At 41.4% G+C, this 17,158-nt stretch carries 15 protein-coding genes; 2 read left to right on the top strand and 13 right to left on the bottom strand.

The annotated features are described in order from the left end of the window. Positions 1–47: 47 nt before the first annotated feature. Positions 48–1,565, top strand: a complete 1,518-nt coding sequence (locus tag I8J31_RS16495) for a Ppx/GppA phosphatase family protein (RefSeq protein ID WP_199469686.1) — start codon at positions 48–50, stop codon at positions 1,563–1,565. A gap of 44 nt (positions 1,566–1,609) precedes the next feature. Here I8J31_RS16495 and I8J31_RS16490 read toward each other — a convergent pair whose 3' ends face one another. Beyond that, on the bottom strand, positions 1,610–1,918 hold the full coding sequence (locus I8J31_RS16490; RefSeq protein WP_199469685.1) for a hypothetical protein: 309 nt from the start codon (positions 1,916–1,918) through the stop codon (positions 1,610–1,612). A 412-nt stretch (positions 1,919–2,330) separates the two neighbouring features. Continuing rightward, positions 2,331–3,911: a phenylalanine aminomutase (D-beta-phenylalanine forming) gene (locus I8J31_RS16485; RefSeq protein ID WP_199469684.1), complete on the bottom strand. Its 1,581-nt coding sequence runs from the start codon at positions 3,909–3,911 to the stop codon at positions 2,331–2,333. 780 nt (positions 3,912–4,691) lie between these two features. Between I8J31_RS16485 and I8J31_RS16480 the strand changes: the two genes are divergently transcribed. Next, positions 4,692–6,728 carry a hypothetical protein gene (locus tag I8J31_RS16480; protein ID WP_199469683.1) on the top strand — a complete coding sequence of 679 codons (2,037 nt, stop codon included), beginning with the start codon at positions 4,692–4,694 and terminating at the stop codon, positions 6,726–6,728. A 155-nt stretch (positions 6,729–6,883) separates the two neighbouring features. Here the strand turns inward: I8J31_RS16480 and I8J31_RS16475 are convergent, their stop codons facing one another. The 11 genes from I8J31_RS16475 to I8J31_RS16425 form a co-directional block, all read right to left on the bottom strand. Beyond that, positions 6,884–7,258, bottom strand: a complete 375-nt coding sequence (locus tag I8J31_RS16475) for a Na+/H+ antiporter subunit G (RefSeq protein WP_199469682.1) — start codon at positions 7,256–7,258, stop codon at positions 6,884–6,886. An 8-nt stretch (positions 7,259–7,266) separates the two neighbouring features. After that, the gene (locus I8J31_RS16470) at positions 7,267–7,536 is read right to left on the bottom strand and encodes a K+/H+ antiporter subunit F (protein ID WP_199469681.1); all 270 of its coding nucleotides are present in this window, start codon (positions 7,534–7,536) and stop codon (positions 7,267–7,269) included. Next, a complete protein-coding gene (locus I8J31_RS16465; protein WP_199469680.1) occupies positions 7,530–8,015 on the bottom strand; it encodes a Na+/H+ antiporter subunit E in 486 nt (161 codons plus the stop codon). Before I8J31_RS16465 ends, I8J31_RS16470 begins: the two co-directional genes overlap by 7 nt. Further along, a complete protein-coding gene (locus I8J31_RS16460) occupies positions 8,012–9,523 on the bottom strand; it encodes a monovalent cation/H+ antiporter subunit D (RefSeq protein ID WP_199469679.1) in 1,512 nt (503 codons plus the stop codon). Before I8J31_RS16460 ends, I8J31_RS16465 begins: the two co-directional genes overlap by 4 nt. Further along, positions 9,524–9,889 carry a Na+/H+ antiporter subunit C gene (locus I8J31_RS16455; protein WP_199469678.1) on the bottom strand — a complete coding sequence of 122 codons (366 nt, stop codon included), beginning with the start codon at positions 9,887–9,889 and terminating at the stop codon, positions 9,524–9,526. Then, complete coding sequence (locus I8J31_RS16450) at positions 9,889–12,687, bottom strand: monovalent cation/H+ antiporter subunit A (RefSeq protein WP_199469677.1); 2,799 nt, start codon at positions 12,685–12,687, stop codon at positions 9,889–9,891. Before I8J31_RS16450 ends, I8J31_RS16455 begins: the two co-directional genes overlap by 1 nt. A 385-nt stretch (positions 12,688–13,072) precedes the next feature. Next, positions 13,073–13,684 (bottom strand): Yip1 family protein, encoded by a 612-nt coding sequence (locus I8J31_RS16445; RefSeq protein WP_199469676.1) that lies wholly within the window; start codon positions 13,682–13,684, stop codon positions 13,073–13,075. 285 nt (positions 13,685–13,969) lie between these two features. Then, complete coding sequence (locus I8J31_RS16440; protein ID WP_199469675.1) at positions 13,970–14,182, bottom strand: hypothetical protein; 213 nt, start codon at positions 14,180–14,182, stop codon at positions 13,970–13,972. A 332-nt stretch (positions 14,183–14,514) separates the two neighbouring features. Next, positions 14,515–15,420 carry a hypothetical protein gene (locus I8J31_RS16435; RefSeq protein WP_199469674.1) on the bottom strand — a complete coding sequence of 302 codons (906 nt, stop codon included), beginning with the start codon at positions 15,418–15,420 and terminating at the stop codon, positions 14,515–14,517. Between the two features lie 9 nt (positions 15,421–15,429). Continuing rightward, the gene (locus tag I8J31_RS16430; RefSeq protein ID WP_199469673.1) at positions 15,430–16,434 is read right to left on the bottom strand and encodes a phage integrase; all 1,005 of its coding nucleotides are present in this window, start codon (positions 16,432–16,434) and stop codon (positions 15,430–15,432) included. Next, the gene (locus tag I8J31_RS16425) at positions 16,434–17,150 is read right to left on the bottom strand and encodes a hypothetical protein (RefSeq protein ID WP_199469672.1); all 717 of its coding nucleotides are present in this window, start codon (positions 17,148–17,150) and stop codon (positions 16,434–16,436) included. The genes I8J31_RS16430 and I8J31_RS16425 overlap by 1 nt, the downstream gene beginning before the upstream one ends. Positions 17,151–17,158 lie beyond the last annotated feature (8 nt).

Here is a 17,158-nt window from a genome sequence, read left to right as displayed (position 1 = left end):
ATATACTCTTGGCCTTAATAAGACTCCTGCAAGATAAGGCCTCTTGGATGCAATCACTCTTTTTACAACAATCCCATGATTTCCCTTTTGAAAAAATCGCGGCCATTGATCTAGGTTCGAACAGCTTTCATATGGTGGTTGCTCAGGTGACACATGGTCAATTGCGAATTACCGGCGAGTTTGGAGAAAAAGTTCAGTTGGCCGCAGGATTGGTTAATGGGCATTTAGATGATGCTTCTCAACAACGAGGGTTAGATTGTTTAGCTCAGTTTGCTCAAGTAATCGAAGATATGCCTGCTGGGTCCGTACGCGTTGTTGGTACCAATGCTTTGCGAGTAGCTAAAAACCGCTATGACTTTATTGGTAAAGCCATGGATATCATGAGCCACCCAATAGAAATTATTGCCGGTCGAGAAGAGGCTCGTTTGATTTACGTAGGGGTTTCCAGAACCATGGATCATGGTGATGCAAAGCGTTTAGTTGTAGATATCGGTGGTGGCAGCACTGAATTCATTATTGGCCAACAGCTTGAGCCGATATTAACTGAAAGTTTGCATATGGGTTGTGTCAGTTTTCGCCAGCGATTTTTTGCTGATGGTGTTATTACTAAATCTAACTTTCAAAAAGCGGTAACCGCGGCACGTTTAGAGCTATTGAGTATTCAAGATGACTATCTAGATGAGCAGTGGGATATCGCAATCGGTTCTTCAGGCACTATAAAAGCCGCTTATAATATTGTTAAAGAAAACAACTGGGGGAAGAAGGGAGTTACCCTTAAAACCTTGAAGTTGATTCAAAAAGAACTGCTGGCGGCGGGCCATGTAGATAATATTGATCTTCTTGGCCTTAAACCTGAGCGTAAAAGTACTTTCCCTGCAGGTCTTGCCATTCTTACTGCTGTATTTGAGTGTTTTGATATTAAGCAAATGGACTTTTCAATCTGTGCCCTTCGGGAAGGGGTTTTATACGATATTATGGGGCGTTATGCCGAAACAGACATTCGTGAGCGTACCGTTAAGTACATGCTAAATCAGTATCATATTGATACGGAGCAAGCTAAGTTGGTTACTCATACTGCCCTTTCTGCGTTAGCTCAAGTCAAAGATGATTGGAACCTGAGTAGTATTTCTAGCGAAGATTTATTGCGTTGGGCAGGCCTTTTACATGAAGTGGGTTTAGGTATTTCCCATGGCCGATATCATAAACATGGGGCTTACATCATTAGAGAGTCGGATATGCCTGGCTTCTCTCAGCAAGAACAACAAGCGTTGGCCAATTTGATTTTACGTCATCGCCGAAAGTTTACCCAAGCACTAGAGTATCGCTTTACAAAAAGCGATCAGCAGGGCTTAGATCGTTTGTCTATTTTACTAAGGTTGTCCATTCTTTTGCATAATGATAGAAAAGAAGGGGATATGCCGATTTTTACTCTTAAAGTAAATGACAAAAATATTCATGCAGAGTTTTTGTCGGAGTGGCTAGAGAATCGTCCATTAACACTGGCTAACTTGCAGCGAGAGGCAGAGCTCTTGGCTGGGCATGATTACAAGTTAACATTTAGTTAGACTGTATGTAGTCATAGTCGACGAGCGATTTAATTAAAATGAATTTAGGAGAGTTGATCGATTGAACGATAGAGAGCCGCTACATCATCACGGTTAAGGCCGGTAATACGAGAAGTTCGGCCAATACTGGATGAAACCTGTACAAACTCTTTGCCAGAGTCTTCTTCATTTGCTTTTTTACTTTCGCTATTAGACTCTTGCTGGGCTTTTTGTAGTTGATGGGCTTGAGTGGATAATTGAACTGGGTCTCCACGTTTTTCTAAATCAGAGTCCGAGCTAGTCCCTGTTGCCATGGAAGAAGAGGGCAACATGTTGTACCAGCTGGTCGTATTAGAAATCGAGGAGATGGACAAAACAGTCTCCGAAGCTATGATTTGTATATAAGTATTGGACAGTATTGTATGAAAAACAACCAAAAAATGTAACCGCAAGGCCTATTTTTGTATCCTTGTGTAAGCATGTGGTTTTTTGACTACTTTCTTGCTGTGTATCTGTTACTAACTGTCAGACTATTATTTATTGAATGGTTGTCATTTGTAATGAACATTGACTTTGAGGCGAATTTTAAGAACTAGGTTGCTAGGAGGTTAATGCAGAGAATTACCTTTTTACTAGAAGGTGTGACACTTTCTTTTGTCAATAAAGGGTAACTCTCCACATAGAAGTAAAGGCATTAAGCCGAGATTAAGGCGTTGTCCAGTAGTTTCAGTCACACATACAATACTCATTATCAAATAAGCCTGATTTTTCGCCTTTCTAAAGTTATTAGTTATGTCCTCCGAGTATTTTGGCGACAACCTCTTCTAAGTATTTGGTGAGAGATTCGTCTCGATCAAAATAAGGTACCAGTTTACGTACTTTTGTATGCCATTCTTTCCCCTTGAGTCCGAGTTTTTGATGGCCTCTGATATCCGCGCCTTGAGCTGCGCATATTAATTCGAAAGCAATGACATAACGGGTATTCTGGATTATCTCTTTTACTCGACGTGCAGCTACGAGACCAAAAGATACAACGTCTTGGAAGTCGCCTGTCGTGGTCAATGTTTGAATCGATACCGGTGTGGCGAGAGAACGATTTTCTGCAGTGAGAGATGCGGACATAAATTGTCCTCCCATGAGGCCAAACCGCACACCACGATTTTCATTGCACAAGAATGCTGGAAGGCCGTTACTGTTGGGTTGAGTAAGGAAGCGATCTATTCGACGATCCGCAAGATTACACATAGTGATCATGGAGATAGTTAAATAATCCATTACTGAGGCGATGTATTGACCGTGAAAATGCCCATTGTGAAAAATTTGACCATTTTCAGGTGTGACAAGAGGGTTGTCATTTGATGAGTTCAGCTCATTAGTGACGGTTCTTTCTGCAAACTCAATCGTTTCCAAAACAGGACCAAGAACTTGAGGGGTGCAGCGGATAGAATAGGCATCTTCAATAGGCATGTCTTCCTGCTGAACTTTATCCGTCATACGTGCGCCGAGCTGGGATGATAGTTGTATATCATCAATCGCGAGCTCTGTTCCTTCTAAATGGGACCAAATAGTTTCTGCTATTTTTTGTTGGCCAATATGTGGTTTTAGCTTATGAACATCTGGGTGGAAAGGACGGATTCGGGCTTGTAGGGCTTCAAAAGAAAAGGCTGAGATGGAGGTGTATTGCTCAAGAAGCTTTTTCGCCTCAATTACATTTATTGCCGCCACGGCGACCATGCATGAGGTGCCATTTGAAAGGGCTAAGCCTTCTTTGTAGCTTAGGTAAAGAGGTTCAAGTCCTAACTTGGTTAGTGCGTCAGCGGCAGGAATGCGGTCACCATCTAGATGTGCATATCCGTCGCCTGTGAGCATGCGGGCTATTGCAGCTAGAGGGCCGAGATCTCCACTGGTGCCAAGAGAACCCTTGATTGGAATCTCAGGGATTAGGCCCGAATTATAGATGTCGATAAAACGGTCATAGTTTTCCAAAGATATGGCCGAGTTTGCTCTAGACAAGGAAATAATTCGAGCAAACATGGTTGCTCGGGCGATTATATCTGAAAATCGTTCACCGACATTGGTGGAAATACTTTGAATTAAATTACTTTGAAGTTCATTCGCTTTTTCAATTGGCACAAGATGATCCGCGAAGCCGCCCATTCCTGTGTTGACGCCATATATGACCTCTCCTTTTATGACAAGGTCCTCTAGCGTTTGTCGCGACGCTAAAACATTTTGCCTAGTGCCTTTCGAGGCAGTAATTTTTTTACCAGGTTGAGCGAACTCTACCAATTCTTTCAAACTTACATCCCGGTCAGGTCGAAGTTCGAATGTGTTTTTCGATATATTACCCTTTTCTTTTATGGTCATTGTCTTGCTTCCTTATGCTATATTGATTTTCGGTCACCCCAATTAGAGGTGACCGTATTGCTTTTCCAAGTATTTGAAAAAGCTCGCTTTCCGTGCGAAAACTGCAAGATATTCTTATTTTCTATACCTCTTATAGCTCACTTATATGTCTCCGATTGTATGTTTGCCTAGCTACGAATTCAAGTCTCTCCTGTACGCCTTTATTTTTTGCTCATACAAGAACTTATTAGCGCTGCTAGGGGGAGTACCGGATTACCGGGGAGCGATAAATCAGTCGATTTTATGAAAGGAAAAGTGATTGTGGAGCTTATTGGTTATTAGTGTGGTTACTGATGGGCAGGGTCAATTTATAGTATAAGCGCTGTCTTTAAGGCGTAAATATAACCGAAATTAAGTCGTTCATTTTTTTGTAAGGAAGAGTGGCTTTATTTATGGTGGGTTCGATTGATGAGAAATAGCGAAACAATAATGACCAACATAAAATCGGACTGACTAAAGTTGTAAGAAAAATAAAAACTAGAAAAAATAAACGCTTACTCGTAGCTTTCAATAAATAGAGGGGAATTTCCGAGGTAATTTTTTAGTCAATTGTTAACTTATTCGGTATTCTTGTTAGGCATATTAGTGTCATTGTATTGCAAGGATGATATTGTTGAATATTGTCTTTCAATAAGACTCAGATCGTGTTTCAGCAGATGGAAAGCCAAGATTTATTTGAAGCTTTATAAACGATAGTGCGGCAGTTTATCTGTTACAAGTAATTTGCCTTAAGGATATTGTATGAGCCAAGAGAACCTTCCAATAGAGCATCTTTATTTTACCGAGAACAATCTTGAACAGATCTTGGAAAATTTAGATATTGTTCGTAATAGAATTCACCCTGCACCTGTTGATGACACTGAGGTGGGAAGCGAGCGGGTGTTTCCCTCAGTATGCCTTATAGGGCTAGGTCGATGTGGTTCTAATATCGCGTTGGATGTTGCTTCTTTGGTTTATGATGCTAGAAGAAGTTACATGCGAGAAGTGGAGCATCAGGAAATTCTAAGCAGCGAAACTGAATTTCGTCCAATGCGTTGGATTCGTAAGCATCTCCCTTTAGAAGATAAAGATGGTGTTAATCCTCTTTTTCTTATTGAGCCTATTGTTCTATTGGGTGATTTGGATAAAGACATTGAAGGTCGCATTCGCTTTTCTAATCAAGAAGGACGCTCACAATTCTTAGATGAATATAAAAAGCTACAGATAATGGACTTGTCGGAAGTTCATGCTGGTGGTGCTGGTAACGCACCGATTCTGGGGCAATATCTTGCGAAAATTATTCTGAATAAAGATACCACCACATTCCATAATGACGAATGGCGTCAGTTGCATTCTTATTTGGTGGATTCATGTGGTATTAAAGCCAACCAATCGCGCCTTTATTTTTATATATTCAGCGCTGGTGGTGGTACTGGTTCTGGCATGGCCTCTGAATTTGGTCTTGCACAACAGTTTTCATACTTGAGTAAGACATTTGATTATCGTTCTGATCAAAGCCAGAGTCAGCTTGCTGATAAGCGACACAGCTTTGTTTTTGAACCTATTTTCACCTCCGGCATTTGTATTTTACCGAATATTTCAGGGAAAAATGTTGAGATATCCGAGGCGCTACATATCAATGCTGGGCGTCTATTAACGAAATACATTTCGGAAGAGTGGAACTTTTCCTACAACGAAGAGCGGGAAGATGATGAAGTTCCTGGGGATATGATGAAGCGTATTCGTCCTTGGAACTCTATGATGCTGATTTCTAACGATATTATGCGCTATGCCGAAGAAGAAAATGGTGGTGATGCGCAAAATATTGATGTTAATACCATGGAGAAATATGCGAACCAGTATATTTCTCAGCAAATCTTTAACATTCTTACTGCGCAAGCAGTGACTACTGATTATGATAAAGATTATTTCCGTCGTGCAGGAATTGATATTGCTGAAACCATTCGATTGGATGCTAACGATCTCTTTATGAGTTTGGCAGGTCCTGTTGCTGTTGCTTATGCAGAAAGCGTGGTTAATGAAGGTACACGTCAGGACAGTGTTGATATTGATGATTTATTCTGCCGTTCTATTGAACTACCACATTTTAATAGTGATACCTCAGCCATTGAAGGTGTGAGTGTATTACCTGTAGAGTCAGAGCAGTACCGTAAGTTGATGTCGAATTATCGTGAAAGTGGTTATGACGCTAACACGATAAATCATCTACATTTCTTTAAAAATTGCTCTTCCATTGTCTCCATCATTTCATTGCCAAGAGATTATAAGCTGTCTTTCACTGCCTTGAATCGCTTGAAAATGCATTTAAATCGCTTGTGTCCGAATACCACCTTGAAGCGTTATGCATTAGTCATTGGAGCTTCAGCGAATTTGTCGTTGACGACCTTGATTGCTAAGAGTCCCTGTTTGAGCGATGACTTCTTAACGTTAATGGTGTCTTACATGAAGCGTTGTTTTGCTCGTGATGAATACCGTTATAATGACGAGATAGATAAAGCCATCATCAGTATGATTCAGGATGATGAATTTGATGAGACTATAATTGATCAGTATTTCACCGAGTACGAAAACCCGGCGAAGATCCTAGATACTAACTGGTACGCTATTAAGCCTATGTATGAGAAGAAATATCGTGAATTGATCGAAAATACTCAGCATTTTGTTTCTATTAACGATATTCGTTTGGATATTGATAATGTGAAAAATGCGATCAAGTATCTAAGAGAAATATACCGTCATCGCATTAGTAAAACGAATGTTCTTAGCTTGAATAACTAATATTAGATTTACTGTAGATATGCGTTCTAGAGGCCACCTAAAATTAGGTGGCTTTTTTATATCTGCTTTACTATCCAGTTGGCAAGCTAATGAAGTCAGGGTTTATATCAAAATCTCTAAGATGAACTGTTAGGTTTGATTGGCCAATAGTTGAATTAAGCTTCAGGTGGTTGCTTAGGGGATTTCCGATCACGAATGGCTTCCATCAAATCGTCACCTTGAGTCTCATTAATAGGCTTGGTGCGATAATGCAATGCTGTTTTAGCAATCATATTGGCTGCAACGGGTGCAGTGATTAGAAGAAATAAAGTGATTAAAAGTTCTTTAATTGAAAGAAAGCCCTGTAGGTGACTTTGTAGGATCATCGAGGCAATTAATACCCCTGTTATCCCTAATGTGGATGCCTTAGTCGGGCTATGCAGGCGCATATAAATATCTGGCAAACGTGCCAACCCATAAGAACCTATTAGCAAAAAAACTCCGCCAATCAGTAAAGATACACAGATAATAATTTCAAGATATAAAGGCATAACGAGTCCTATTCTATGATGTCGCCGCGAAGTAAGTATTTACATAGGGCCGCAGTACTAACAAATCCCAGCATGGCGATTAAGACCGCCGCTTCAAAATACAAAGCGCTGCCCATGTGCATGCCGTATAGCAAAATAAGAGCGATAGCATTAATGTACATGGTATCGAGTGCCAAAATTCTATCTGATACGCTTGGGCCTATTAACAGGCGCCATAGATTTAAAATCAAAGCAATGCAAATACAAGCGGCGACTATGGTTATGGTGATGTTTAGCATCCAAAAATCTCCTTGATAGGCGCTTCATATCGGCTCTTTATTGACTCAACTAACTCTTCTTCATTATCTAAATGAAGGGCATGAATATAAAGCCAAGCTTTATCTTTGGACACTTCAGCGCTAACGGTTCCTGGAGTGAGTGACACAGTGCTTGCCAAAATAGTAATACCTAATTCTGAGTCAATATTAATAGGGACTGCCACAAAGCCTGGCTTCAATTTTTTTATTGGTCCAACAATGAGCAATGCCACTTCAATGTTCGCTATTACTATGTCCTTCATTACCATGAATACATAACGAATCGCCAGCCAAGGCTTCAGAATTCTGGGATGTTCATCACGCATACTAGTAACGATTAAGGGAATGGTGATCGCAAAAAACACCGCTAAGACAATATGGCCTGCACTGATGGAGTTGTTTAGTAATAGCCAAACAACAAACAACAATAGACTATGGAACGGCATAGGAAATAACTTCATTGGGTTACTCCCGGCAATAAGTTGTAGGCAGAAGATTGAATGTTGTGCAAATGATCGGCGGCCAGTTGTGTAAACTCACTCACATAGCCTCCAAAAATAACCAATACGACTGATGCGAATAAAAGTAGCCCTATACTTAGGATCTCGGTGAACTTAGCTGGCTCAGCGTCGGTAGATATACTGCCGTTGTGTCGCCAGAATAGAGTGGTGCCAGCTCTTGAAAAGGTAATTAAGGCTCCTAAGCTACCTATCAGGATAAGGGGCCAAACCCACATAGTCTGCACGCTAGATTGGGTCGCTTGCAATATCATGATTTTTCCAACAAAGCCCGATAATGGTGGCATGCCGACTAAAGCCAATGCTGAGATGGCAAAGGCAAAACCTAATAGTCTTGGTTGGATAAAAGGTCGTGACCGTACAATGCGGTCTTCTGCTTTACCGCGTTGACGAGCGATAACATCAGCAAGCAAAAATAGCCCTGCTGACGCCAGCGTACTGTGTACCATGTAATACAAGGCAGCAGAAGTGGCAGCTTCCGTATTAATCGCTGCACAAGCTAATAAACTGCCGCTTGAGACAATAACTAAGTTTGCGCTGAGAGTTTTAATGCTTGGGCTAGCCAACACACCGATGCTGCCAATACTGATGGTTAATAGTGCTAAAGGCCATAACCAGGGCGTCGCGATATTTTCTAATTCGCCTGCATGCTCACCGAAAATCACCGTATAAACACGGAAAATACTATAGATACCGACTTTCGTCATAATGGCGAATAAGGCCGCGACGGGAGCGCTTGCGCTGGCGTAAGTTCTCGGTAGCCAGAAATGCATAGGTAACATAGCGGCTTTTAATCCGAAAACCACCAATAATAGCAGGGCGCCTGTTTTGGCTAGGGTAGCCGTGCCATTTTCAAGTTGGCCTACCTTGATAGCCATATCAGCCATATTTAGTGTGCCTAGAGTGCCGTATAAAATACCGAGCCCAAACAAAAACAAACTTGAACCGATCAGATTGAGAATCACATAGTGCATAGCTGCTTGGGTTTTTTGTTTACCGCCAGCGTGAATCAGTAGGGCATAGGAGGCAATCAGCAAGATTTCAAAGAAAACGAACAGGTTAAAAATATCGCCAGTGAGAAATGCACCGTTAATCCCCATGATTTGAAACATAAATAAAGGGTGGAAATAGGCGCCGCCTTTGTCCTTGCCTGCAATGGCGTAAAGCATAACGCTAAACGCTAAAAAGGAAGTCAGTAATACCAATAAGCTGGATACCCTATCCGCCACGAGTGCAATACCAAAAGGTGGCTGCCAGCCCCCTAAAGCATAAACCTGTACACCATCTGAACTTATTTGGTAAAGCAGTACCGCCGATGAGATAAGTAAAAAAAGTGTGCCAATAATGGAGCAGATTCGTTGCGAGTTTAGGTCACGAGAAATGGGTGGCAACAACATGATCGCGCCGAACAACAAAGGAATTAGGATCGGAAAAATGCTTAAATGCTGCATTTATTGAGATCCTCCTGATTTCTTTGATGTATCATTATGTTGTGGCGGTATCGCGCCATCAACATGGTCATTGCCTAAATCTGCACGAGCTCGCATTGCTAAAATAACCGCGAAAGCCGTCATCGCAAAGCCGATAACAATAGCGGTTAATACCAAAGCTTGCGGTAAGGGGTCACTGTATTGTTCAGATTCTCCGAGTACCGCGGCACCATCTAATTTAAGTCGTCCGCTAGCAAACAAGAATAAGTTCACCGCATAAGATAATAGCGTTAAGCCCACGACCACAGAGAAGCTTCGGCCTCTTAGTGCAAGAAACACGCCGCAAGCGGTTAATAAGCCGACACAAAAAGCGTACATACCTTCCATTAATCGTGCTCCTGTAGTGTTGGGCGTTCGCTGGTGGTTAGCTTGCCTAAGTTAGCAAGAATTAGCATAGTAGCTCCAATAACAGTGAGATAAACACCAAGATCAAAAAACATGGCACTGGCTAATTCGAACTTACCAATAACCGGTAAGTAGAAATAATCAAACCATGACGATAAGAAGGTATGGCCAAATACCCAGCTGCCTAAGCCGCTTAGGGTTGAAACTCCAATACCGGCACCTATCATGATTTGGTAATCCAATTTGAGGCGAGTTTTTATCCAATCTACACCATGGCCAATGTATTGCTGAATAATGGCGACAGCGGTAATCAAACCAGCAATAAATCCGCCTCCAGGCATATTGTGCCCTCGCAAGAATATATAGGCTGATACCAATAGGGCTAAGGGCAGCAAACTTTGCGAAATGACCGCGAGCAGAATAGGGTGCTTGTCTTCAGACCATGGGCGTCCAGTGCTATCCGCTGATGGCATAGAAAGGCGCATTCTAGCGATAAGCTTATAAATACCTAATGCTGCTATGCCCAATACCGTGATTTCTCCAAGCGTATCAAAGCCACGAAAGTCCACCAAAATGACATTAACCACGTTGGTTCCACCGCCGCCAGTTTTACTGTTTTCGGTGAAAAAGGTCGAAATGGTATCTAAGGGTCTCGTCATCAAGGCATAACAAATTGTACCAATAACGCCACCCACCAAAGATGCTAAACCTAGATCACGAACGACACGTTGTGGGGAAGACTCCTTTGGTGTTTTTTGAGGTAAGAAGAATAGGGCGAGAATTAGCAGAATAACAGTAACGACTTCGACCGATAATTGAGTCAATGCTAGGTCTGGTGCGGAAAACAGCGCGAAAGCTAAAGAGACGATCAAACCGACAACAGAGAGCGTGATGAGGGCGATTACGCGTCTTCTGTGCCAGATCACAGTGGCAATTGCAGATACACACAATAGTACAGCGCAAGTAATGGATAGCGCGTCAACAGGAATTTCTGGGCGTTGCCCTGTCGTGGTATTTAGCTTCATCAAGGAAGACGCTGTCATCACCATGGATAAGGATAATACAAAGAAGATATAGCGCTGCAATGAGTTGTTTTCAGTATAAGCAATGATACGGCTAGCTTGGGCAGCGATGCGTTGCACAATACCTTCGAAAATAAGCTTTGGGTCACTGCTAGGGAATTTAGCTTGAAATTTAAATAAATGAGTGCGGTTATGGTACATAAACAACCCGCCGATTAAAGCGATGATGCTCATTAGCAATGGGAAGTTGAAACCGTGCCAAATCGCAAGGCTGTAATCTGGGGCTGTTCCGTTTAATGTGGCGCTGGCCGCGGCAAATAATAGATCACCTACGACCAAGCTTGGGAATAACCCCACTAGCAAGCATAGTGCTACAAGAATCTCGACCGGTACGCGCATGTAACGGGGCGGTTCATGAGGCGTTTTTGGTAAATTGATGGGTTCACCATTAAAGAACACATCGTGAATAAAACGAGTGGAATAAGCTACAGCGAAAACACCACCGAGTGTTGCCAGTACCGGAATAAACCAAGACAAAGAGCCTAGTGAAGCTTGATGCAAGGTCTCAGTAAAAAACATTTCTTTCGATAAGAAGCCATTCATTAAAGGTACACCGGCCATAGAGGCCGATGCGACCATTGCCAAAGTGGCGGTATAAGGCATGTATTTCCATAGGCCATTTAATTGGCGCATGTCTCGAGAGCCCGATTCGTGGTCGATAATCCCCGCCGCCATAAAGAGCGAGGCTTTAAAAATAGCATGGTTAATAATATGGAAAATCGCAGCCACCGCCGCGAGGTCTGTTCCCATACCTAATAGCAGGGTGATCAGACCCAAATGGCTAATGGTGGAATTTGCCAACAGGCCTTTCAAATCATGCTGGAATAGTGCGTGATAAGCGCCCACAAGGAAGGTAGCAAGGCCCGTTAAGCTAACGATCAAGAACCATAGGTTAGTATCAGCAAGAGCGGGATAAAATCGCGCCATTAAGAAAATACCGGCCTTTACCATGGTGGCAGAGTGTAAGTAAGCACTTACTGGAGTAGGTGCTGCCATGGCATTGGGGAGCCAGAAATGGAAAGGGAACTGCGCAGATTTAGTGAAGGCACCAAGTAAAATTAACACAACAATAATAGGGTAATTAGCGCTGGCTTTGATAAAAGGGCCGCTGTCTAAAATATCTTGAAGGTTAAAGCTGCCAACGGTATTACCTAATATGAGCAAGCCTGCTAATAGGGCTAAACCACCTGCACCGGTGATGGTGAGGGCCATTCTAGCGCCTTTTCTGGCGTCGGTTTTATGTCCCCAAAAGCTAATCAGTAGGAAGGAGCTAATGCTGGTCAATTCCCAGAAGAACCACAACTGAATCAGGTTATTCGATAATACCACCCCTAGCATGGCAAACATAAATAAGATGAGATACGCGTAGAACTTCCCAATGGAATCTTGAGCAGAAAGGTAATACCGGGCATAGAGAATAACGAGTAAACCAATACCCAAAATTAATATGGCAAATAATAGTGCTAAGCCGTCTAAGCGAAAGGCCAGTTCTAAGCCTATGCTTGGAATCCATGGAATAGCTGCTTCGAAGTTCTCCCCTTGAAAAATATCACCAGCATGGGACAACACAAGTAAGAGTGTTAACGCAGGTAACGCTGCCGTCATCAAGGCGCAGACTGTGCGGCTAAGACGAGCGGTAATCAGAGGGATTAGTGTGCCTAATAAGGGTAGAAAAGGTAGCCAAATAAGTGAGCTCAAGAAGCCAACTCCTCTCTAGTCAATGAGTATGCAATATGGGTCTGATATACGGGCATGGTCATCCTAATAAACTGTCTTAGATTGAGTCATCTTGGTCTCTGTTTTAAGGCTATGCTTACTAACAAGGGGGATTATTAGTAAGCATAGCCTTTTACCAATTTAATCAATAGCCTAAATAAAGCAGAAGCGAAAAAAATAGTAAATATTAGCTTTAAGGATAGCAAAAAATCAGAAAACAAAAGATCAAAAAAGTTCATGCCTAATTTGAAAAAATGAGTGTTACTAATGAGGAGCGATCTAAGCCTGTTTGAAGGAAGAGAACCCGCCAAGCTTGGTTTAGCCTAGCGGGTGAGGTTCAGGGAGATTGATAGGGTAGGTCAGGAGATTATTGGAAAAAACTCCATACAATACTGTGTTCAGACCCTAGGCTCCAAAGTAACACGACGGCCGCGAGTAATGCCTCCAATACTAAAACGCCAATTCCTAATGTGGTACTAGAGAGAATAAAGCCCTGTTTATGGCTGATGCCTAAGAAGCTTGGTGTTCCTCTATAGAGTAGGTACCCTGTGTAGCAGACGCCAATAACGCAAGCCAATAAACACAGCCAAATAATGGGATAAATAGCGAATAAACCGCATAAAAACATTGGCGTCGCAATATAACCTGCAAACACAATACACTCCTGACGAGGAGGGCGATTTGGATGGTTACGTGCCATCCAGTGAATTAAGCTACCAACAAGGGCAACGGCGACAAGGATTAATGCATAGAAGAGCACGCCTAATCCTAGGCCATCCATCATGGACACTTTAATGGCTTCCTCACCGCCAAAGGTCCAGCCAAATTGGGTGGTGCCAATAAAGGTACTGACGACGGGAATCAAGGCCATCCAAAGTACATGGTGCAAGAACAAATGGCTGACGGATTCGTGTTCTTCGTTGATCGCGCGCCACTCTCGATCCGGATGATGAATAAGACCCCAAACGTGATTGATCATGTATTCCTCCTTGCTTCAAAATCGAAGCACAATAAATTGGGAAAAATGTCCTGATACAGCCACGCCCAAAACATGTGGCATATATCCAGTATAGATAGATACGCTGGAAAAAGAGGAAAGGGTAATAATTTTTTAGTATAAAAAAAGAGCAGTTAAGACGAAAAGGAAGTATAGAGGGAATAAATGTATCCCGTATTTCGCTGGTAATGCAGAGCTTTTATTTATTGCATAGGTATTTTTCTTCTCGGTGTCTGCTGTAGCATAAAAAATGGTTATGAGAGTTGCTCACAGCGCCACCAGTTCAAATAAGCGGCGCATATCCTTGGGCTTTTCTAACCATAGCTTTACATCAGCTTGGGTTTCAAACTGGGTAATGGTATAACGCTGGAATCGTTCACACTCAGCCTTCGTAGAAAAGACACGCTTATGCTCACGATTACCGCGACCATTCACACGAAAGTGGGCTTCGTAGCTTGTAGATACTTTTTTAACGAACAACTTCCATTGTAGTTGATCGCAGGTTGCTGATTACCATGTTTTTTTATCTTGAATAAATCAAGTCAGGTTCTTTGGGAGTGGTCGTTGTGGTGGTCAAAAGTGTGTCATTTGACTGTTTTTGTAAGGTCTGAGGTGTTGTGCTAGAAAGGTTTTTTTTGACTGGAGTCCAGTAATCACGGGCTATAGGCAATAAAAAACCACCCTAAGGTGGTTCTTTAAAATTGGTGGAGGCGGGGGGGATCGAACCCAGTATAAAACACCTTAAAAATCAGTAAGTTATTGATTTTAAAGGCTGTATTTGCTGTATGTTTATACAGTATTTTGGGCTGTTTTTAAGTGCTCGGTGTGTCGGTTGTGTGTCGTTCATTTTTAAATTTTCTATAAATGTCGCTACTAATGATTGAGTAGGGAATAAAAGTAAATATTAGCAATATATTAGATGCAGTAATTGATAAATCGTAAGTAAGTCCTGTTATATATGTTTCATAGGGTAATAGGCTAATAAAAAATGAAGGAAGAATAATGCCGGATATGGAAATTAAGAAAAGCTGTCTAATCAGTTTCTCTTTAAAAATGTAGCTGTTGTTATGATGATCAATTATTGAATCAATTTCGTTTGTATATTGAATTACTCTATTAATTGCTTCTAGTTTTTTAGGTGTAGAGTTTACTGAGTTTGTCAATGCTGTTTTAAGCAATGTTAATATTCTTAAATTTTTTTCATCTAAAAATTCAGATATAGATTCAGATATTGTTTTTCCAGTGTGAGGGTCTAACCTTGAGTCGTAATGAATTATTTCTTCAAAAATATATTTGTATTCAAGTAGTTCCTTTCTTAAATTTGATGTGTCTTTGTTATTTATTCTTTCGCTTTTTATGAATGATGATCCTGCCAAGATACTTGTTGAATCTGCATATGCATTGAAATAATTAGATTTTATTAAGTCTATATGTGGAGTTAGTTCTTCAGCTTTATATTTACCTTTATTTTTTATCAAAAAAATGCATTGTAATGCGCCCTCTATTTTAGAAAAACTATCCCTTACCTTTTCGATATTTAAATATTCATTGGTTTTGTAGGTAGGCTTAATTTCATTTAACAAAGATTTTATCTTTATTTTTGTTTCAGTCTTCTTTTCACTAAAAAAGAACTCTGTGGCAATCAGGTAGGTTATTATGAGTCCTAATACACCAAGGTTAATTGTTAGTAGCGCGGTAAAAGTTCCATTCTCTTCCATTGCTTTTCCTTAAATTTTTGAAAGTGGGTTTAGTCGTGTGGCTTCTTCTAGGAAGTCGGGCGATAGGTGCGAGTATCGCATGGTCATTTTTATGTCACTATGGCCGAGTACCTTTTGTAAGGTCAATATATTACCGCCGTTCATCATGAAATGACTGGCGAAGGTGTGCCGTAGTACGTGGGCGGCTTGGCCTTTTGGTAGTTCAATTGTCGTTCTTTTTAGGGCGCGTCGAAAGCTGGTGATTGACCCGGTAAAGATGTTATTCCCCTTGGTTAATTTCGCGTGTTCGTGGATTTCGTCGAACAGTTCCGGCGTTATCGGTACGCTTCTATTTTTGCCGCTTTTGGTGTCGGTAAAACTGACTTGGTTGTTCCTTACCCTTTGTACTGTCAGCCCTTCGGCCTCGCCCCAACGTGCGCCCGTGGAGAGTGATATTTTCGTTATCAGGTAGACGTGTTTGTTGTCGCCTCGTTTGGTTTCGTCCAGTAGTTCGGTTATCTGGTCTGGCGTGAGGTAGGACAGTTCCCTTTCTGGTACTCGTATGTTGTCTATGTCGGCCAGTGGATTGGGGTAGTGGATCTCCTTGGCTTTGACCAGCGTATTAAACATGGATGACAGATAACCAAGGTCATTATTTAACGTCTTGGGGCTTTTGCCTTCTCTGGATCGTTGGGTTCGCCAGCGGGTATACTCCAATTGGGTAAGGCTTGATCCAGCAGGATTACCGAGTTGATCTGCAATCATCAAGAGTTTACTTTTACGGCGTTTGCCATCCCGTAAGAAGTGGCCGTGTGTGTCGTCCCAAAGCTCCACCAATTCGGACAGGCGGCGCATATCCTTGGGCTTTTCTAACCAAGGTTTTTCGTCGGCTTGGGTTTCAAACTGGGCAATGGTGTAACGCTGGAACCGCTCACACTCGGCCTTCGTTGGAAAAATTCGCTTGTGCTCACGACTACCGCGACCATTGACGCGAAAACGAACTTCGTAACCTGTAGATACTTTTTTAATGGTCATTAATCTAATAATTCTCCATCAAAATATTGTTGTATTTTTATCTCGAATTTATATTCAAGAGTAGGGAGCTTAATAATATATATTGTTAGCTGTGAGCGTTGTTGTAAGTTACTGCTATCTACATAATCAATGGTTATCTTATCTAGTTCTTTTTTATCATTTTCTAATAAATTTAGAGCCTCAATTCTATTTCTAAAATCATAATAAAATAGGTCTAGGCTGTTTGACCCTTTGTCAATATCAATTTTTTCTAATATATTGTCGTTCATAAATTGACTTGAAAAAGTTGCGTTAGTGGCTCGGCTACCTAGGTTTGAAAAAAATATTGAAATATTACTTTCATCTATTGATACTTTAAAAAGCTTTATTTCTATTATGGGCTGATTAGAATCAAAAAATTTTCTTTCCCTTTTTAATTGTATTTTTGTTGTTGATTCCAGCTCATTGGCTTGTCTTTCTATACTGATTCGATTTAGCTTTAACTCAGAGTTTTGCATCAAATAACCAATTACCAGCCATAAAAAAGCTAATGGACTAAAGGCTCCAGCCAGATAGTCTCCTATTTCGTTTAATCTCATTGAAGGTGAAGGTGAAGGTGGGTTGTAAAATACATTCATAATTAAGATGGAAATAGCGCCAACAGCGTACAGTCCTGAAGCCGTGATACCACACCACATAGCCCAACCAAGGCCGTCTTTTTTTGTTTTATCTGTCATTCCCTTAT

Source organism: Marinomonas transparens, assembly GCF_016463975.1.
In the GTDB taxonomy this organism is placed as follows: domain Bacteria; phylum Pseudomonadota; class Gammaproteobacteria; order Pseudomonadales; family Marinomonadaceae; genus Marinomonas; species Marinomonas transparens.
The sequence above is the reverse complement of the archived record's forward strand: the minus strand, read 5'-3'. Positions and strand labels throughout refer to the sequence as shown.

Excerpts from the sequence above, each read along its gene's own strand:
- I8J31_RS16495 (WP_199469686.1), top strand. The coding sequence starts at position 48 with ATGCAATCACTCTTTTTACAACAATCCCATGATTTCCCTTTTGAAAAA.
- I8J31_RS16485 (WP_199469684.1), bottom strand. The coding sequence starts at position 3,911 with ATGACCATAAAAGAAAAGGGTAATATATCGAAAAACACATTCGAACTT.
- I8J31_RS16480 (WP_199469683.1), top strand. The coding sequence starts at position 4,692 with ATGAGCCAAGAGAACCTTCCAATAGAGCATCTTTATTTTACCGAGAAC.
- I8J31_RS16475 (WP_199469682.1), bottom strand. The coding sequence starts at position 7,258 with ATGCCTTTATATCTTGAAATTATTATCTGTGTATCTTTACTGATTGGC.
- I8J31_RS16470 (WP_199469681.1), bottom strand. The coding sequence starts at position 7,536 with ATGCTAAACATCACCATAACCATAGTCGCCGCTTGTATTTGCATTGCT.
- I8J31_RS16465 (WP_199469680.1), bottom strand. The coding sequence starts at position 8,015 with ATGAAGTTATTTCCTATGCCGTTCCATAGTCTATTGTTGTTTGTTGTT.
- I8J31_RS16460 (WP_199469679.1), bottom strand. The coding sequence starts at position 9,523 with ATGCAGCATTTAAGCATTTTTCCGATCCTAATTCCTTTGTTGTTCGGC.
- I8J31_RS16455 (WP_199469678.1), bottom strand. The coding sequence starts at position 9,889 with ATGGAAGGTATGTACGCTTTTTGTGTCGGCTTATTAACCGCTTGCGGC.
- I8J31_RS16445 (WP_199469676.1), bottom strand. The coding sequence starts at position 13,684 with ATGATCAATCACGTTTGGGGTCTTATTCATCATCCGGATCGAGAGTGG.
- I8J31_RS16435 (WP_199469674.1), bottom strand. The coding sequence starts at position 15,420 with ATGGAAGAGAATGGAACTTTTACCGCGCTACTAACAATTAACCTTGGT.
- I8J31_RS16430 (WP_199469673.1), bottom strand. The coding sequence starts at position 16,434 with ATGACCATTAAAAAAGTATCTACAGGTTACGAAGTTCGTTTTCGCGTC.
- I8J31_RS16425 (WP_199469672.1), bottom strand. The coding sequence starts at position 17,150 with ATGACAGATAAAACAAAAAAAGACGGCCTTGGTTGGGCTATGTGGTGT.